This window comes from Enterococcus sp. MSG3290 (assembly GCF_050555565.1).
GTDB classification, from domain to species: domain Bacteria; phylum Bacillota; class Bacilli; order Lactobacillales; family Enterococcaceae; genus Enterococcus_B; species Enterococcus_B faecium.
In genome coordinates, this window is record NZ_CP187862.1 from 2,268,404 (window position 1) to 2,286,926 (window position 18,523).

Annotated in this window: 18 protein-coding genes; all 18 read right to left on the reverse strand. The window is 38.1% G+C overall.

The window, feature by feature from the left end; translation table 11 throughout:
* Positions 1-10 precede the first annotated feature (10 nt).
* Positions 11-2,179, reverse strand: a complete 2,169-nt coding sequence (locus IGL31_RS10925; protein WP_086300263.1) for a BppU family phage baseplate upper protein — start codon at positions 2,177-2,179, stop codon at positions 11-13.
* 15 nt (positions 2,180-2,194) lie between these two features.
* Complete coding sequence (locus tag IGL31_RS10930) at positions 2,195-2,953, reverse strand: hypothetical protein (protein ID WP_002323935.1); 759 nt, start codon at positions 2,951-2,953, stop codon at positions 2,195-2,197.
* A gap of 12 nt (positions 2,954-2,965) precedes the next feature.
* Positions 2,966-4,711, reverse strand: a complete 1,746-nt coding sequence (locus IGL31_RS10935) for a BppU family phage baseplate upper protein (RefSeq protein ID WP_002337189.1) — start codon at positions 4,709-4,711, stop codon at positions 2,966-2,968.
* Positions 4,712-4,724: 13 nt separating this feature from the next.
* Positions 4,725-7,556: a phage tail spike protein gene (locus IGL31_RS10940; RefSeq protein ID WP_086300262.1), complete on the reverse strand. Its 2,832-nt coding sequence runs from the start codon at positions 7,554-7,556 to the stop codon at positions 4,725-4,727.
* Positions 7,553-8,341 carry a distal tail protein Dit gene (locus tag IGL31_RS10945; RefSeq protein WP_010723236.1) on the reverse strand — a complete coding sequence of 263 codons (789 nt, stop codon included), beginning with the start codon at positions 8,339-8,341 and terminating at the stop codon, positions 7,553-7,555. The genes IGL31_RS10940 and IGL31_RS10945 overlap by 4 nt, the downstream gene beginning before the upstream one ends.
* 11 nt (positions 8,342-8,352) lie before the next feature.
* Complete coding sequence (locus IGL31_RS10950) at positions 8,353-11,472, reverse strand: phage tail tape measure protein (protein ID WP_010722884.1); 3,120 nt, start codon at positions 11,470-11,472, stop codon at positions 8,353-8,355.
* A gap of 16 nt (positions 11,473-11,488) precedes the next feature.
* A complete protein-coding gene (locus IGL31_RS10955) occupies positions 11,489-11,776 on the reverse strand; it encodes a hypothetical protein (protein WP_010722883.1) in 288 nt (95 codons plus the stop codon).
* A gap of 53 nt (positions 11,777-11,829) precedes the next feature.
* The gene (locus IGL31_RS10960) at positions 11,830-12,198 is read right to left on the reverse strand and encodes a tail assembly chaperone (protein ID WP_002293018.1); all 369 of its coding nucleotides are present in this window, start codon (positions 12,196-12,198) and stop codon (positions 11,830-11,832) included.
* Positions 12,199-12,243: 45 nt separating this feature from the next.
* Positions 12,244-12,756 carry a phage major tail protein, TP901-1 family gene (locus IGL31_RS10965; RefSeq protein ID WP_002322707.1) on the reverse strand — a complete coding sequence of 171 codons (513 nt, stop codon included), beginning with the start codon at positions 12,754-12,756 and terminating at the stop codon, positions 12,244-12,246.
* 10 nt (positions 12,757-12,766) lie between these two features.
* The gene (locus IGL31_RS10970; RefSeq protein WP_016631462.1) at positions 12,767-13,159 is read right to left on the reverse strand and encodes a hypothetical protein; all 393 of its coding nucleotides are present in this window, start codon (positions 13,157-13,159) and stop codon (positions 12,767-12,769) included.
* A complete protein-coding gene (locus tag IGL31_RS10975) occupies positions 13,159-13,497 on the reverse strand; it encodes an HK97-gp10 family putative phage morphogenesis protein (protein WP_002318275.1) in 339 nt (112 codons plus the stop codon). The genes IGL31_RS10970 and IGL31_RS10975 overlap by 1 nt, the downstream gene beginning before the upstream one ends.
* Positions 13,481-13,807: a hypothetical protein gene (locus IGL31_RS10980; RefSeq protein ID WP_002293014.1), complete on the reverse strand. Its 327-nt coding sequence runs from the start codon at positions 13,805-13,807 to the stop codon at positions 13,481-13,483. Before IGL31_RS10980 ends, IGL31_RS10975 begins: the two co-directional genes overlap by 17 nt.
* Positions 13,804-14,133: a phage head-tail connector protein gene (locus IGL31_RS10985; RefSeq protein ID WP_010723680.1), complete on the reverse strand. Its 330-nt coding sequence runs from the start codon at positions 14,131-14,133 to the stop codon at positions 13,804-13,806. Before IGL31_RS10985 ends, IGL31_RS10980 begins: the two co-directional genes overlap by 4 nt.
* 11 nt (positions 14,134-14,144) lie before the next feature.
* Positions 14,145-14,408 (reverse strand): hypothetical protein, encoded by a 264-nt coding sequence (locus IGL31_RS10990; protein ID WP_002323699.1) that lies wholly within the window; start codon positions 14,406-14,408, stop codon positions 14,145-14,147.
* A gap of 17 nt (positions 14,409-14,425) precedes the next feature.
* Positions 14,426-15,349: a phage major capsid protein gene (locus tag IGL31_RS10995; RefSeq protein ID WP_002322711.1), complete on the reverse strand. Its 924-nt coding sequence runs from the start codon at positions 15,347-15,349 to the stop codon at positions 14,426-14,428.
* A 12-nt stretch (positions 15,350-15,361) separates the two neighbouring features.
* Entirely contained in the window at positions 15,362-15,964 is a 603-nt protein-coding gene (locus IGL31_RS11000; RefSeq protein WP_010723678.1) for a DUF4355 domain-containing protein, read from the reverse strand.
* Positions 15,965-16,090: 126 nt separating this feature from the next.
* Entirely contained in the window at positions 16,091-17,017 is a 927-nt protein-coding gene (locus tag IGL31_RS11005) for a minor capsid protein (RefSeq protein ID WP_010723677.1), read from the reverse strand.
* 4 nt (positions 17,018-17,021) lie between these two features.
* Positions 17,022-18,521, reverse strand: coding sequence for a phage portal protein (locus IGL31_RS11010; protein WP_010723676.1), 1,500 nt, complete (start codon positions 18,519-18,521; stop codon positions 17,022-17,024).
* Between the last annotated feature and the right edge of the window lie 2 nt (positions 18,522-18,523).

Here is an 18,523-nt window from a genome sequence, read left to right on the forward strand (position 1 = left end):
CATTTCACTCCTAGTCTATATAGTATTGAATTGGTGCTAAAAACAAGTTGACTGTTCCCCTAAATGAAGGTAGACCGCAAACGCCGTTCGGTCGGATATAAGCCATCCCGCCATTGTCTAAAGTATTGCTACTTTGTGGTGGTAACAAGAATTGATACTCATAATTATCAGTTGGATTACTTGGTCTAAATCCTTCTGGAATCGTACAAAAATCTTGTGTACTTAGCGTGCTACCTTTTAATGATCCACGGAACATCACTAGTTTTCCAATTCTCCTAATTTGTCCCTGTTTATTCCAGGAGTGGCCGTTGATCGCTGTTAGATTTACCCATCCGGTATCTTCTGGAACTATAGCAACTTCTTTTCCCGCTATTTGCAAACCATCCTCAAAGTTTTTAAGCCCTAAAACAGTTTCAGGCTCGGTTAAGCTCACAGAATCATTCAAGCCTTTTTCAGTATATTCAGGTGTGATGTCCCAGCTGTAGTCGTTCGGATTGTTGCTGTCTTTCAATCCTTCACCGAAGTATTTATACTCACTAATATTGGGAGTTCGGGTGTTGCCTTTTTCAATCTTTAGCCAGTCAATTTGGCATGCGCCTGCTGTTGATTGCGGATACTGAAAAATACGAAATTCTTTAGGCGCATTTGAAGCGATTTTCGTTGGTGTGAATGTTAGTGACCATACGTCTGTCAATCCCTCAACTGGCTTTAGGTTTCCAAAACTAATAACCCCATCATTATACGCTACAAATGTTTGACTCGCGGGTTTTGTTCCTTTAAGCGTGATAGTATATGTTTGACCTAATATATACTCTTCTTCCATGTTAGCTTTATATATTTGGTACTCGCTAGATTTGATTGGGAACGTCGTACCTTTATTTGCAATATTCTTACCCAACGATGTTTTACCTACCCAGTAAGGGTCATCAAGTAAGTTAGGTTGATATGGTGTGGCTGTTGAGCCTTCTTCAATCTTAATGTCACTGACTATTACCCCACCATTTATCCGACTACTATACCCTTCAAGATCAATAGTTAAATAAAACCTTGATAAATCTGTGAGTTCATAATTTACTACACCTGTAGCCTTTACCGTTATTTCTTTACCTATTTCAATATCTTTAGCAGTAACACTTAATAAAATAGTACCATTGTTAGTTTTACGATAAGATATTCTTATTGTATTAATATCTCCAGTTGTACCTTCATCTACTTTAACTTTTGCACTTATGGTGTACGTTTTACCACTAATTAAACTAGGTGCGTTATTTGAAGTAAATGCGTTGAGTCGTTCAGCACCTTTCGAGATTACGTGTATAGCATTAGTAGAAACATCTGTTACAACAGTATCACCTTCTAGATGAAAATCAGAAGCTTTAATTACACTCATTAAATTCGGATTCCCCGAATAATCATAGTTCCCGAAGTCGATGCTATTGGAGTACATCTTTTTCAGCTTGCCGAGATCGCCAATCTCCTGATTGGTTTGATTCATTTTGTCTTCAACTGCTTTAAGATTGTTTTGTGCCGATGTAACGTTTTGAGAAACGGTATCAATCTTAGTTTGAGTAGCTTGTAGTTGCTCTGTTACCTCGTCAACAGTTTGATCAATTGCTTGTGTGGCTCCCTCTACAAATTCATTTATTTGTTGGTTTGCCTTTTCAATCGTAGAATCCACATTTGTTAATGCTGCGTTAACAGCATCTGTCGCCTCTTGTTTGACCCCATCAAGTAGTTGTTGAAAGTCTTTAAAATAATATTCTCCATTCAATTGAACATCGCCATCAATGATAGATTTCTCAATATTAAAAGTAAACGCCAAATTGTCCGTATGACTACCATCTGGAAAATCAATATAAACATTGGCATCAACTTTACCCTCGTAAGAAAGTAACATGTCAGGAATCCGGTATTTTACAATCCCTTGCATGTAGCTTTCAGTAATGATCTGATTATCAAAAATTGGGAACTCCTTTTTCTCTTCCCCTTGATAGATGTGCATAAAAAGACGAACAGTCGCATCGATTAAATCGGTCGGACTTCCGTCTTGATTTTCAATATTAAATTGTAAAACACCAGCATTTTTATCATAAGATTTAAAAGTAAAGCCTGTAATCTTGGTGGCACGACTAACTGGTTCTGTAGGTACGGTGATCTCACCAACTTTTCTGTCTACCAAATCAATCCCTCCTTCCTACTTAACGCCTTCTATCTTGATGATTTGAATTTCTGCGTTTGTATTTTTGTGGTAATTCATATTTTCAGTGATTGCTACTTGGGCGGAACGAACGATCTTATAGCTTGTATCCGTCACACGTTCTAATTTCAACTCATACATTTCCATACCGCCTGCATCGTCATATAAGTTAGTGAACATGACAACTGGCCCAGTCACGTTATTTGCTTCGTACACCTGACCGCCCCAACCTTGAATATGAATGCGGACGGAACTGTAGTGTTTCATGCTATCTTTTAAGTCTATCGTCGTACCCACGCCATGTTTTTCGCCTTTGAATAGCTCGAAGGTTGTCACAACTTTTCGGAAACCCGGGCTATTATAACCGTTGTCATTGTTATGCGTACGTGCGATATAGATATTTCCGCCGTAACCGTCCGAAGCCCAAAGCAGTTTCCGTTTATTGTGTTCTTGCATAACACCTAGTAACATGATTGAACCATCGCCAAACATCGTGATTTGTCCGTTTTTGTACCATTGATTAGTGGTAGCGTAAAAGCCCGGTGGAACGTCGTACACGTTAGTATACTTCCAGCCTAGCTCATTATCCTTCAAAGCAATACCACGCGCGTTCATTGCGATTTCAGGCGTACAAAAACCGGCATTTAACGGTGTAGCATCGACATGAGCTTGTTGCGGCGTACCATCGAAATGAATTGCTAATTGTTGTAAAATCCACTTGACAGATTCTTGCAATTTTTTAATTTCTTTTTCCACTGATTAAACCTCCTAATACGTGAAATTGCGATTAGTGTAGTGGCCCACACCTTGTACTTTGATCGTACGTTTTGCCGTATCAATTTGCACATTTGCGAAACCCGCTTCATTCGCTGTGTTGTATTCCTCTTCGGAAGGGAAGGCTTTTGTTCCTACAATGATTTGCGTTGTACCTAAATATTTCACTGTTTCATAATGCCAATGCCCCGCAAAGATTGCCGCAACTGTTCCGCGTCCTTTTGTTGCGAAGTTGTAAGTCTTTTGTCCCATAGGACTCGGGTTGTAACCGTTCATTGTATTGTAATCAATAGTTACGCTTGCTCCTTGTTTGAAGCCGTCTAGTAAGGTTCCTAGTTTCGTCACGTTTGCTACGTCGTTTTCTCTTTCCATAGGTACATGTCCTACAATTACAACGTGATAGCTTCTATCAAGTTGTTCTAACCATTGTCCAAAGGCATGCAATTGGTTTTGCCCTAGTTTTCCATGAGGAAACTCAGCACCGTTGTAATATCCAGAAAACTCGATGAATTTTCCTTGTGAGTTCGTATGATCTTCGAAGTCATCGGTATCGATACGGTAAATCGCAACTTTTTTGTTAGGGAACAAATTAGGGCCGTAACGGCTATCATATGCTACGGCAATATCCGATCCTGTCAACGAATCGAGCCGTGAACGTCCGTCGTTTGCGTATGGGATTTTACCTGTTTCGTGGTTACCACGGCAAAGAATGATCGGAACTTCTGCGCCTGCTGTCGCTACGCTAGCAAAGCGTTTCAACACGTGTAAGTTCTTCGCGCGTCTTTCTTGTTCGGTATAAGGATAAATGCCCGACGCTGTTCCTCCACTGTATCCATCGATATTATCCCCGCCGTATACCATCGCGTCCGTAAAGGTTTCTAGCGTTCTAAATTGTCCGACAATGCTCCAACGACGTTCTGTTTTGTCTTTCCGGTCGAAGTGATCTAAGAATTGCTCGTGTGAATCGACGTGGATATCCGTCATGAATCCCATGTTAAACTTAGTTTTATCCGCTTGCGCGATCACTGTATCTAAGTTAGTAGGACGAACCCAGTTATACGCGCCTCTGTCGTAGAAAAGTTTGTCTCTTTTGATTGGCACTTGTTCTGCACCTTTAGGAACATTGAATGTTTTATTTTGAATGTCGTCTAAGCGAGCGGCTAAACTGTCATAATCTCCTTTTGCTTCATTCAAAATGTTAATGATCGTACCACCTGGATCGATATTTTCCAGTATTTCACGATTATCTTCTAACCACTGCTCCCAGTCATTTTTGCCCTGATCCATGTAATCTTTGAATTTTCTTAGCAAATCCTCAAAGGTCCACACATATCCAGAGTCACGTAACTGGCTTCTAGATATTCCAGAAATGACTCGATAGATAAAATCCTGTGTGCTAAATTGTTCACTCCAAGTTCCATCACCATTAAGTGATCGGAAACTGAAATGTGCGGTGTTTTCACCGCCCCATTGCCAGTCAGGCTCACTTAACGTATAAACAAGCCTTGCTTGTGCTGGACTGTATTCTTGTACTTTTTGTTCAACAGGTTGATTTTCGCCAAATTTTGTTGTGTTAATAAAAAATGGCACTAGGCCATCGAATGTTTTTAGTTTTCCATGTTCCACTACTTCAACAACGAATTTTTGAGTTAAAACATCCCCTTGCCTAATCCGAACCAAATTTATTCCGTTATTTGGTTCGGTGGTGGATAGGACCATTTTATGCTGCGTTTCTGCCACGACTATCCCTCCTTTAGAAATCGATGTAGTCTCTTGCATTATGGAAATGACCAGAAGAAGATGGATAAAATTCATCCATAAATTGGAAATGAAGATGTTCTCCAGTTGATGGTCCTGTTGTCCCCATCAGCCCAATTTGCTGACCAGCAGTTACTTTTTGACCTTTTGCAACATCCACACGGCTTTGATGTGCATAGCCTGTATACATTCCATCAGCGTGTTTGATCACTGTCCAATTTCCATACCAGTCAAAGTAATTTGCATCACCTGCAACAATCACTTCGCCGTCTGCTGATGCAAAAATAGGTGTATTAGGATTTCCATTTACAAGGTCAATACCGTTATGAAATTCTTGCGCGCCTGTAATTGGAGAAGTGCGCCAGCCAAATTCGCTCGTCACTGTGATTGGATCCGCAATTGGTTTTATATACCCTTTCGATGCAGGAATTTCTAAATCTTTGAACTTGTCATACCATTCTTGTGCCCATGTCGTCCGTTCTGGATGTGGATCACGTGGACGTTCAAAGTTAGCCACGAATGCTTGTGCTGCTGTGTTGATATCGGTCAGATTCATGAATTGTGTCCATGTGTAAGGATAAGCACTAGTTGCGATCCATTGACCATTCGGTGCATGCCACATCAACAATTTGAACTGCGCCGTGATCGTGTCTGGATCATCACTGATGCCAGCCTTTGTCATTAAATTGATCATGTAAACACGTCCGCTAGTTGCGCCAGAAGAATCGGTCCATTGCCATACACCATAACCGAACCCTGGTGCGCCATTGCCCTCATCGGCGGTTGGATTAGCATCTGATTCTCCTTGTGCATTTCCAAGTAAGGCTGCAGCAGCTTGTTTAGTAAAGCCAGCACCTATTGCCATTGCCCAAATCTGCCAATAACGTTTATCCCGGTCACTAGTCACTTCTGGTGGATATTGTCCATTCCACCCGTTGTCGTTTCCTCCAGTATTGTCTCCACCGTTTGTATCGATTTTAACGCCGTTCACATATAATTCTTTGACATCTAGACGGCCATCTATGGTTATATTTCCTTCTGAAAATTTACCATCACCGTAAAGATTATATTTGCGCTTATCAGCAGTAACGTCTGCTGGAATTTGAAAAACAGGATTCCCTCGATCGCCGCCGTCCCCAGCGTTAATGGAAAAAATATAGTTTGGTTCTTTCCATACAGCAAACCCATTTATTTTTCCGCCTCCATAAGTTGCTACGATGGATCCAAGCGATTCTCCGTGAACATCGTCAAGCCCAGTTGAAATGACCTTTTTTTCAAAAGAAAGTTGTCCTCCTTCTGCCACTAATTGGAAATCTTTATCATCCAATGTCTTTAAAGCTACCCCTTGCACGAGAATACCTGAAAGAATTCCTGCTTGAATAAAATTAGCATTGAAAGTTCCATCCAACGTCCACGCAGTCGTGCTATCGCCATTGTGTACATCTTGGATTGTTTTCCATTCACCTTTTTTACACTGTTTGAAAGATATTCCTGAGTTATTTTGGACCATAAAAAAACGTGATCCAGGAATGTTAGGTCCATCCATATAAACAGTTTCATAGATTTCTCTACTATCACTAACACCAGCTTCAATTCCATTTACCCAATAAATAGAACCGCCATTATCTCCTGCGCCTCGCATAATGTCATCTTGGTATTTTCCAATCTCTGTCGATTCGTAAAATGTCATTTTGCTAGATTCTAAACTATTAATATTATTGACAATAGAAGCCGTTTGTTTTCTAACATCTTGTGTTAAATTATCCCCTAGTTCGATATTCGTTTGACCGGTAAGCCGATTGAATGTAGTTTTATAAATACGAGTTTTATAGTGATAACCTTTATCGTATCTGTGAATAGTCACTGTATTTCCTATCACATCTCCTCCAGTGACTTCAGCTTTGAATTGTACTAACGGTCTAGCAGAATCGATTAAGGTTGAATAAGTATTTTTAAGTAAATCTGTTGGATCATCTATATCATCAAACACTACTACGGTTTCTCGTTTTCTCATTGATCCATCTTTTTGTGGTATCCCATACTTTTGAGTTGATTCCGGATCTTCAAGCCAATTTTGGCCTTTAGGCTTATCTAAAGGATCACCATTCGACTTTTTCCATTCAACATCAGTGAATTCAATTCTTCTACCGTAACCGTCACCAACCTCTTCGCCTCGCCCACGACCTATCATTGAAGTTGAGATTGAGCTTCTATCTATCTCTCTTACAACTGTTAATGCTTTACTACCATATACGAAACGTGTATTCGATTCTTCGCCAATTTGTTCATATACTTCGATCCATTTATCCTTTATTCCATCAGAATTCAAAGAACACCTAAAGACAAATTCCATACCTAAGGTTTGCAATTCTTTCAACGCTTCTTTTACAGAGACATAGTAAAAAGTTGCAGTTACTGTTGGTAACATTGCTTCTACGTGACCAACGCGCCAATTTCCTTCAGTAAATTCAATCAATCGATCAAGAACATTTTTTAAGGGCTGCCCACTCGGCCTAATATCTTTGATGATGTAAGCATCTAATTCATTTGTCGCAAATCCTAACCCTGTAAACTCTAATGTTTCAAATGGGTCGCTAACTTTAGTAATTCGATACAACGAAAAAGACGACTCGTTTTCACGAATCGCCATATATCTTGCATCCTCTATTTCTTTATCATATTTTGTCGTAACGTAAAGAGTATCTTTCATTAGATCACTCTTATCAGAACTAATTTCTTTTTCTTGGGAGACTTCAATCAAACTTCTTGTATTTTTTCTTTTAATAAGTTTTTGCAAGTGATCAAAGAAATAAACTGTCTCACTCAAATTGTCGCCCCCCTATAAAATATTTTAAGCTTCCCATTATTGCTAGTTATCTTCTGACCTTGCTTAAGATAAAAGTTCTCAAAATCACTTTCTAAATCAATCATAGAAGTACAATCTTCTCCGTTTACAGTTACCTGCTCATCGGAAAAATCAAAAACCAACACGTCTCCTGTTTTTATTGCCGCGTCAGTTATCGTGATATTTTGTTCTCCGTTTGTAATTTTGATTGAATTATTCATGGATAAAGTAACTTCAATTTTTCTTGGTGTTATAGGAAACTGTATCGGATTTCCAATATAGCCATCACTAACACACTCTTTCGTATACTTTAGTGGATCCGCACAGAATACATTAAAACTCGAAATAATCGAGTTGGAGTCTCCTGGAACAGTATCAGTTGATGTATAGCGACCGTAGTAATAATAATCTAATTCATCATGAAACCTAATTTCCACGTCTTCATTCCGGTATAAATAATTCAACAGTTCTTTGAATTTAAACTGTAGTTTTTCTGGATCTCTATCTTCCAGCTTATATGTTATTTTTAGTGTTCTTGAAGGTATTTTCTGATTTGTAATGATTGAACCAATTTGTATCTCTTGCTGTTCAACTTCTACAGAAAGCATTTCTCTACCTTCCACCGTAAGTGTTTGATAACCCTCAATCAAATCTTCTAAATACATTCCATCGTACATCATGGCAGACGTCGGAAGGAATAGTTTAGAACTAGTGAGATTAATGGTTGTATCTTTGAATGAGTACATTTTATTTTCTCGTTGATCCAAAATATTCCCTCCTAAAATTCCAGATTAATGTCTGCACCTTCGCCCATAGCTTGTGAAATATCGTCCACAAACAATCTAAATGATTGTCTTCCAAGATTGAATTTAAATACAGCTGGTTTAGTAGAGCCACCCATATTTACTTTATGTTCAACTTGTGCACCAATGTTTTTATTTGCATTTTTCAGATTTGCAGCTATATCTACATCAGGATTTGCATTGAAAAGTTCCGCGATAAAGTCTGCCATACTTCCAACAGTATTCTGTACGTCATTGAATCCTCCTGTCAGCCCTTTATTCAGACCGTTCATAATAGCCTGACCAGCTGGAATCAATAGCTTTCTATCGTATTGGATAGGTCCTTTGTGTTCACGAATCCAATCACCAATACCTCCAACAAAATCTTGCACAGATTTCCATGCATTTTGTAACCCTTCTAGAAAACTATCCATGATGGCTTTTCCGGCTGCTAGTAAATCGATATTTTTCAAGTTATCAAACCAGCCAGTTACTCTATCAACAGTATCACTAACAGCATTTACTAAATTATCCCACACTTCTTGAGCGCCACTTACTAAATTGTTGAAAGTATCTATAGTGCCTTGTTTTAGGTTTTCCCAACCTTGAATAACGTTATCTTTGGTTCCAGTAATTAAATCACCAATCCAAGATTTGAATGAAGTCCAAATGTCTTTAGCACCTTGAACTGTATTGTTAAATAAATCTATCGTTCCTTGCTTTAAGCTGTTCCAACTTTTTATAAGAGTTTGCACGATATTATTAACCGTTTGGAAAAACCATTGTTTTAGATTATTCCAAAGTTCAATTGCACCATATTTTGTATCAATCCAAGTTTGAATTATGGAGAATTTTAGATTTATCCACATTTGAATTGCACTGTATTTAATATCAATCCATAAATTAGTAAAAAATAGTTTCAAATCAATCCAAATCATAGTCGCTTGATAAACTACTTCATTCCAAATATTAGAAATACTTTGTATGAATCCAGTCCATAAACTAACGGCACTATTTACTATTGCACCGATATATTCCGTAAATATATTTTTTACAGATGTCCAAATATTTACCACTGATTGGACAAGTGTGTTCCAGATTAGATCTAAATCCTCTTTCATTTGTTCGAAGTCACCAGTAATTAAATCTATAATAAACAGTAGCGGCGCAGCTATTAAAGACTTAATGATTTCCCAAGCATTTACTATTATGTTTTTAACCTCAGCAAATATACTTGTTATTGCTTTCACTATATTAGAGAACACGTCTGAAAAGCTACTTACAAATGGACCAATATATTTTAGTATAAAATCAAAACCAGATTTAATTTTACTTGTAATTGTTTTCCATGAAGTAGATATAGTATTTTTAAACCCTTCCCATTTTTCACTAGCACTTGAAACTAAATCATCAATAACTGAGACAACACCTTCTTTTAAACTATTCCACATCTCTGAAGCAGAGTTTGCAATATTTGACCATAAATTTGAAAAGAACTCTTTTGTTTCAGTCCATTTATTCTTGATCCAATCCGCCGCTTTTCCAGGAGCTTCTTGAATTGTAGTCCAAACATTGTCTGCACCTTCTTTAATGGACTTCCATAAATTGTTAAACCATTCTCCTGTAGATTTCCATGCATTCTGAATCCATTCTACTGCCGAGCTTACAGCAGACTTGATTCCCTCCCATAAGCCAATCCAAAAGTTTCTAAAATCTTCACTCGTATTCCAAAGATAGATGAAACCTACAACAAGTAGTGCTACCGCAGCTATAACCAATCCGACTGGACTGGTAAGAAAACCTATGGCGGAACCTAATTTCTTGAACAAAGAGATTCCGTTACCTAATACACCTAACCCCACTTTCATGGTTTGAAACGCTTTAACCAGCATTCCTAATGCATACAATACTGGCCCAATTGCAATAGCGATTGCTCCTATGGCCACTACTAATCTTTGAGTTGATTCTGGAGCACTTACAAATTTTTCTACTAAGCCGGATATGGCATCTGCTACTTTTTTGATGGATGGTGCTAGAATCTTTTGAATTACAATAGCTGCTGACTCAAAAGCTCCAAACATTTGCTCGATGGAAGAATTCATATTATCTTGCATGGTCCGAGCCATATCGTCAGCTGCACCATCAGAATCTTTCAGAGATTTTGTTAATTTGCCCAATGAATCAGGTCCTTTATCAATCAAAGCCATCATCCCTGATAATGATTCTTGCCCATATAGTGTTACTAAAGCATTTTGTTGTTGTTCAGGCGTCAGGCCTTCAAAAGCTTTTTTAAGTAATTCTACTTGAGTTTTTAAAGGTTTCATTTTACCGTCAGCATCATAAAACGAAACACCTAAATTATCCATTGTATCTTGCATAGCCTTTGTTGGCCTTGCTAACCTAGACAATGCTCCTCGCAACGTTGTACCTGCTTGAGAACCCTTAATGCCTGCGTCACTCATAATACCAATAGCTGCTGCAGTTTCTTCCAAAGAAATACCCATTGAATTGGCTACAGGAGCAACATACTTCAATGCCTCTCCCATGTCTCCAACTTCAGCATTGGTATCCGCAGCAGCACGAGCAAATACATCAGCGACATGTCCTGCTTCACTTGCTTCTAAACCAAATCCTCTCAAAGCAGTAGCAGTATTTTCAGAAGCTAGAGCCACATCCCCTCCAGATACAGCTGCTAAGTCTAAAAGACCCGGCATTGCTTTCATGATTTCTTGCGCGTTAAATCCAGCAGAAGCTAAGTTTTCCATACCATCAGCAGATTCTTTAGCACTAAAAGCAGTCTTAGCACCCAAATCGATCGCTTGCTGTTTCATTTGTTCGAAAGCATCACCCGTCGCACCAGAGATAGCTTTTACACGACTCATTTGTGCTTCAAAATCGCCACCAACTTTACCAGCTGCTACACCTATACCTATTAGTGGCGCAGTTACGTACTTTGTCATCGAAGCACCAGTACTCCGCATCACATTACCAACAGCGGTTGTCATACTATTTGATTTCTTTTCAAAAGTTTTAACAGCATCTTGTGCATCTTTAAAAGTCTTTACAAATCCACTATCTGTGGCTTTTAATAAGGCTTCAACAGAAAATTGTTCCATGATTTTCCTCCTTTCCTCAAGAGTTAGCTTTAGTTAGTAAGCTTTGGAATTCTTTATCTTGTTTTGAAAGTTCGGAAACTCCCATGATTGAATCTTCGATTTTTTGATAATTGAAGAATTCTTCAAAGGATCGATATACAGGAACTGTCTTTTTGCCTACTTTTTTCTCCGCTTGGACTTGCTGATTTGCCCACGCTAATTCGTGAATCAACTTTTCTTTGTCAAGCCAAGATAACTGGGCTGCAGTCATACGAATGTTGTATTCATATAACGTCATTCTTTCGATATCTGAGATATTGGTCATTCCCAAATATCGAAAAGAATTGATAAGAATTTGTTCGTATGCCAGTGCAGAATCTATTCCGCTTGTTGTTTTTCCGCTTCTTTCAATTTCTGATTCAGGTTTCGGACCGCTAACTTTCCCGCGTTCGACTCCGCCAATTCTTTTAGGACTTCATCAAACAATTTTTCGATGTCTTTAACTTCATCGATGTAATCATCCATTTCATCCAACGTAATAGTTTCTTCTTCTGTTCTATTTGCTATTTCTAAGACTCGTGACAACGTGTTGACATTATAAGAACGTAATTCCGGTAAGACTTTTGCTGAGAGTCCCATTCCGAATTCCATATTTCCATCGATGAAAGGCATCACTTTGTCTAATTCACGTACAAATTTAGTGCCAAATTTAAACGAATATTCTTTACCTTTAATTTTTAATTTCAATGTTTTTCATCCTCCTAAAATAAAAAAGAGAGCATCTAAGCCCTCTTATGCTCCTGTCGAAGTTGCTTTCACGGTATCTTTGAATGCATATTGAACAACATCGGCTTGATCTTCTGTCAAGGTTGCATAACCATCTTGACCAACACCATTTACTGCAAATGATAAACTTAATTCAACGTTATCCTCTGCAGCAGCTGATGGAGTAAATTCAGACACATATGCTTGGTAATAAGTAGCTTTGTACTTATTTGCATCATCATCTGTGCCCTGTTCTGCTTTGTTGATTTCCCAAATTTCAATGATATCGCCATTTAATAAGGCTTGTTTCATTTCATCTACATGAGAATCGCCTTTGGCAACTATTGAAGTAGCCGAAAAATCATATTCAACTGGGCTTAAACTTTGAACGTTTCCGTCTTTTGTCACTGTAGAGTCTGAATCTCTTGATAAACCATTTTCATGTTCTGTTTGAAATGCCATTTTCCAAGCAGCTTCCTGAGTTTCTTTTTTCAATAAGCGATAAAGCAAAATGACATCAATACCTTTTAATGCTTCCATGTTCTTCCTCCTATCTAATTCTAAATTCAAGTGTGACAACCGCTCGTTTTAGGGGCGTATTGGTTGTTGTGTCGTCCATCACTTGAATTCCACTTGCTTGATAATTTAAAGCCCAATAATAGCCTTCTGTGGCTTCTATCAATCTAGCTTCATTAAAAAGAGCAGATGCCATATCTGACACCTGCTTTCGTTTCTTCTGTAATCCCCAAACGGATAAAACCACAATCACAGACCCTTTAATGTCAGTTTTATTTACTTCATGGATGGTCTGAGTGTTCTCAAATTCCACAAAGGGATAACCAACATCCTCTAAAGTTTTGTAATCGTATGTTTTATATCCAAGTTTGTTTTGGGATATTTTAAAAAGTTCATCAAAAATCGACTGATCTCTTGTCTTAATCATCATTTCACCAAGGCTTTCATTTCAGCCATAAATTTGACTTTTTGATAATTAAAAGCTGGTCTAACATAAGGCTGGGCCGACATAAAGCGAGTTCCATATTCTACATAAGGAGCATAGTCTGCTGTCGGTCCTACAATACCAGTTAAACCAGCTTCTAAAAGATTCATGTTTATTGATCTTCGTAAGTAACCTGTATCCACTGGCGCACCTTTTTGCATTCGTTCAGTCATTTCAGCAGTATTACTTTTCACGACTTTTTGAACGTCATTAAGCGTTGCTGCTTTTTTCAGATGTCGCATCAGCTGATCGATTCCTTTATATTCAAGTTGTGCCTTCATCAAGAACCACCTCTTGCACAATTAAACTATTTCTATATGCTGGATTTCTAGCTGTTTTTTGTTGCCAAGTCTTTCCTTCAATCTCGATATAGTCAAATGTAGGGATAGAAAAAAGAGGCTGCGTCCTAATGACCTTCGCCCCTTCTTCCACACTACCAAAAATAGTCACACTTCTATCAGTGCCAATATCTGTCACGTTTGCCTCTGTTCTTGTTCTTTCTGGTTTTCCTTCAACCCACTCACCGAGATCTGGATCATATTTAGAGTCAGATGAACGTTTAACAAATATAATTTCATCTGTAAATCTCATATAAATTTAAACCTCCCTCGCTTTGGCTTGTACAACTCTTCCTGATCTTTACGCTTAAATTCGTCAATCTCATTTTGATACTCTGAAAAATCCGAATCAGGAAAAGCCATAGATAAACCTTCTTGAGAATATGACTGCATACCTTCTTGACCAATTCTATTGAATCTTTTCAACGATACTTCATATACAACTGTTTCAAATTCTTTAGGAACTTCTTGCGTATTTAACAAGGTTTTCATACGCTCACTCGTTCTTCGCTCAATAACTTCAAGCTTTTCATCTAGTGTTCCTTTAAGAAGTTTTTTAATATCCTCTGCAATCGTCATATTTTTACTTCCTAACTAGCAGGTTGACCTGTCACATTGATTGAAGTAGTGAATTCTCCAGAAGTAAATGTGAATGTTGCTGACCCTTCTGCTGCAATCGTTCCATCAAAACCACCATTTTCATTTTTGGTCACTGTTGCGATAGCTCCATCACTGGAAGTTGCTGTAGTAGCTGCAACAACAGCAGCTGCATCGCTAGCATCTGCAGGCACAGCTGAAATAGTAAATGTTTTAGTATCGCCTACTTTACCGGTCCATGTCTTTTGATTTGGCACAATACCGGTAGCAGGCGTTACGCTTTTGGGGAAATCTTCCCAAATGCTTCATCTTTTACAATCATAAATCCAACATCCATTGTTGCACGCAAAGCAATCAGTTCTTGCTCAAACAAATTAACTGGGGTTCCATCTTCATTAGTTAAAGTAGACAATTGGGCTTCTTCAGAAATCTTAAATGAAATATTATATGGGATTCCATAAAACATGTAATTAAAGTCTCCAGCGTAAAGAGTTCCTTTATCTAAAGACTTAAGGTCTACTACTGGTAATCCGTCAATTGTATTAGCAGAGCGATCATAAATAAACTCAACATTTGACCCGACTGTTTGAGCTGCAGAACGTAATTCTGTACGATTTTTTCGGTTTGAAATAAACGCATTAGGTTCAAATTCATTTTCTGCTAACTTGTCTTCTAAGGCTAGGATATTATCATAAGTCAATCCGCCTTCAACCACATTCCCCGCACTAATAACTGATCCGTCTAGTGACTGAGGAAATGGGTTTTCTTTATTTAATAAGGCAGCTGCATCAAATTTTTTATAGAATGCTTCAGCAATTTTTGGCTGCATCTCCTCAAAGAAATCTGATAATTTATAATTTAAATATTCACGAGAAACCGGAAGAATGACACCGAGTTTTTTTGCAGTCATCGTAGCTTGCATCCATTTAGGTTTAGACGTTTTAATTTTTTCACCTTCACCCACCCAGTATGCGCCTGGTCCTTCTGCAAAGTATTCAAATTTCTTTTCTTTGTCAGTCATTTCTTCGTATTTTGCTAACTGCATGATCTTAGAATTTTCCATAACTTCACTCAAAATGAGCGTATTATATTTATCAGGAATTTTTCCCTCTTTCGTTTCATATACCAAGACATTATCTGGATCCCATGTTTGAGCAAACATTTGCAAGTTCATTGGTAAAAGTTGTTTCTTTTTCATTAAGTTTTCCTCCTATTTGATAATTCGATTTTTAGCAGCTAGTTTAGCCACTGTTTCTTTAGTATTTTTCGATGCTGTAAATTGTCCACCTTCATTTGGTGGTGTTTGTCTTGCGTTTTCTCTCTTAATCAAAGAAGCAAAGTTAGTGATGACTGCTACAGCTTGTTTTGTGGCATCTGCATCATCAGAAACAATCAGACCAAGTAAATCATCATCGTGTGGTAAATTTGCATCTGTCAGCATTTTAGAAGCTTCTTTCGTCATTTCAGATAGTGCCTGTCCACGCTTTAATTCAGCGATTTCAGCTTCTTTTTGTTCCAACTCATGCTGTAGTTTTTCTTCCGCATTCATTTTTGCCAGCTTTTTAGCTTCTTCTTTTTTTGCTTCTAGTTCTTTTTCCCACGCTGCTTTTGCTTTATTCGTCTCAGCAGCGATCATTTTCGCTACTTCATCACGAGAAAATGTTTTGCCAGTATTGTTTTCTTCTTTTGCTTCGGTCGGTGTCTCTTGTGAGCCAGCTGGTAGGTTTCCTTGTTGTCCCTCATCACCAGATCCACCATCTCCTGGTTCAGAAAAAAATTGTAAGTCCATTGGCATAAATAAACGTTTTTTCATGATTAATCCTCCACGGTTACGCCGCTACCCGATAAATTTGACCAGTTACGCCGGTCAGCCGAAAATAGCTTCCTCTTTAACGCCTGTAAGCTGTAAGAAGGCACAATAAAAAGCCGTTAATTTGTATTAACGACTTGATATTCGTTCTATATAAGGTGCTGTACTGCATCGACAAAATGGATGCATATTAGGAGCGTTACTTCCCGGCTGCATATCGGTAACATCAAAAACTTGATTATTTAACGGTATACATAGTTTGCACGCTGTTGGTTCTGCTATATAGATGTACTGGGTAATGCCTGCATCTCTGTAACTTCGTTCTTGGATCCCTACCTGAACTCTAGTCGTTTCAGTCACCATCAAACGTTGAGTGTTGAACTTAGTGTTTTCTCGTCCTTCAGCTGTTAAATATTCTGCCAATTTAGATGCAAGTTGCTTGGGATTTTTCCCCATCGTTATACTTCTGACTAACAACCTATCTAATTCTGATTTCAATTCAGATTGATACATCCATAAGCGATCACTAAAAGACACGTCATCACTCAAAAAGGAGCTGTTTATTACTAGTTCTATCAGCTTTGCATATCCACTTGAAGCAATAGTCATTTCTAAAATACCGGCTTGTCTCTTCAATTCAGCTAAACCAGCTTTTGTTAATTCATTCGAAAAGTACTTATCCAATTCATTAAACAGTGAAATCAATTCAAGCCCGATATTAGCTTTTAAGAGCTCTAATCTATTTACACGCATCGTAAGATTGTATAGCTTTAATTCTTGGTTTGCTGTAGGAGAAAAATCTTTCTCTTTGACATACTTCTTTGCTTTGCGAGCGAATGCTTTGACATCCATTTCACTAGCACGCTTCATCGCTTCGCTACGAGTGATTTTCTGACCATTGGAGAAACTGTCCCACTGCGCGTCTATTTCTTTTTGTATCGCATCTTGTGCGTATTGCATGCGACTTTTAATTTCTGCCATGCGCTTTTTATCATCTTTAATTTGTTGCTTTTGCCATTCCTTTTCCCGTTTGATCCAGTATTCTTGGGAGTTCATTTAATCACTCCCCTGTTTCATCTTTTTTGTTGTTAATTACTTCTTCACCATCCGAATCAAAAATGCCAATCTGCTTTTGCGTTTCTTTATTTACTCGTTTCAACTCTGCCTGTACATCTGGAACAAAAGAAGCGAGTCCTAAGATCGTCTCTTGACTGAGTTCAGCTCCAGCATCAACCAAAGATTTCAACTCTTCCAGAATGGCTTTAGGTAGATTAGGCGTAAATATTACACGTAAGCCTTTCAAATCGGAGTTATCCATTTCAGAAATACTTGATTTTAGGCTAAATAAAAGACGATAACGCCGCATAAGGCCTTTTTTGAATAGCCTTTGCTTTGTTGCCGTCATTTGTTCAAATCCAAACAATTTATATTTCATTGCTTCTCCTGATTGCACTCCGGAAAAATTGTCATCTGTAAGATCAGGAACCATTGAGATTTCGTGAATATCCTTGCGCACTCTGTCTTTGTATGCTTCTACACCACTCACATCATATTGTTTGTAAATATATCCTGCAGTCACACTTGTTTTATTACCGTTCACATCAGTTCCAGATTCAAGCAAAAGCATATTCGCTTCTTTCTGCTTGATGGCGTCCTCTGTGGATAGTCCTGCTGCTTCAATATCACCACTAATAACTAGAAGAGCATCGTTTAGATCAGTCATATAGTTGGCGGTATCAGACTGCCCTGCATCGTATAGATCAATCAAAGATAGTACATCTTCATACAAGCCCATCCGAAAACGATTAGGAGAATACTCTGTAATAGGTACCTCTTTATATTCATGCGGTTCATCCTGGGGATTTTTTAACTCAATTGCTGTTAGTGTCGTCTCATCATAAGTGATACTTTTTTCTTTTGTGTATACGATTGGTTGAATGTACTGTTTATCAGCATCCTTGTTGAATCTTGTCTTAGGATACCGTACAGCCAAAATAGGCTCTCGTTTTACTGTAGTATCATATACAACAAACGTTTCAAATACATTAGCCAAATCAACATAATCTGTATCATCTGAATCTCGATAGATAATCTCATAGGCTCTCCCATACTTATCCATATCAAGCCAGAGTTCAGCATTTAACCCATCTATGTCATTATTAGTATTAAACTCTTCGATTTCTTTTTGTTGATTTGTGTCCTCGATTTGCACTTTTATAGGATTGCCTGTGTTGTACCCAACATCAAACGTACAAAGAACTTTTCCAAAGTTATGTGCTGATCGATGATCCGCTTTTTCCTTTTCTCTACGTCTACGGTTATCCATGATATTTGTATTTCTAGCTTTGTAATAATCATCTAATACACTAAGCCGCTTTACCTGATATTCATGATGATGTTTTATCATTGCTGCTAAAGTATCTGAATCGTTTAGTAAATCTTCTGCTGAGCTAAATCTATAGTGAAGATTTGAGTCTACGCTAAACTTTACATAATTTGTGTTCACGTCGTTAGAATAATGTATATCAGATCCATGTTCAAACTCATTTACCTTATCCATTG

Bases quoted from the DNA above. Each gene is read 5' to 3' on its own strand.
- IGL31_RS10950 (WP_010722884.1), bottom strand. From the start codon at position 11,472: ATGGAACAATTTTCTGTTGAAGCCTTATTAAAAGCCACAGATAGTGGA.
- IGL31_RS10955 (WP_010722883.1), bottom strand. From the start codon at position 11,776: ATGACCAATATCTCAGATATCGAAAGAATGACGTTATATGAATACAAC.
- IGL31_RS10965 (WP_002322707.1), bottom strand. From the start codon at position 12,756: ATGGAAGCATTAAAAGGTATTGATGTCATTTTGCTTTATCGCTTATTG.
- IGL31_RS10970 (WP_016631462.1), bottom strand. From the start codon at position 13,159: ATGATTAAGACAAGAGATCAGTCGATTTTTGATGAACTTTTTAAAATA.
- IGL31_RS10975 (WP_002318275.1), bottom strand. From the start codon at position 13,497: ATGAAGGCACAACTTGAATATAAAGGAATCGATCAGCTGATGCGACAT.
- IGL31_RS10980 (WP_002293014.1), bottom strand. From the start codon at position 13,807: ATGAGATTTACAGATGAAATTATATTTGTTAAACGTTCATCTGACTCT.
- IGL31_RS10985 (WP_010723680.1), bottom strand. From the start codon at position 14,133: ATGACGATTGCAGAGGATATTAAAAAACTTCTTAAAGGAACACTAGAT.
- IGL31_RS10995 (WP_002322711.1), bottom strand. From the start codon at position 15,349: ATGAAAAAGAAACAACTTTTACCAATGAACTTGCAAATGTTTGCTCAA.
- IGL31_RS11000 (WP_010723678.1), bottom strand. From the start codon at position 15,964: ATGAAAAAACGTTTATTTATGCCAATGGACTTACAATTTTTTTCTGAA.
- IGL31_RS11005 (WP_010723677.1), bottom strand. From the start codon at position 17,017: ATGAACTCCCAAGAATACTGGATCAAACGGGAAAAGGAATGGCAAAAG.
- IGL31_RS11010 (WP_010723676.1), bottom strand. From the start codon at position 18,521: ATGGATAAGGTAAATGAGTTTGAACATGGATCTGATATACATTATTCT.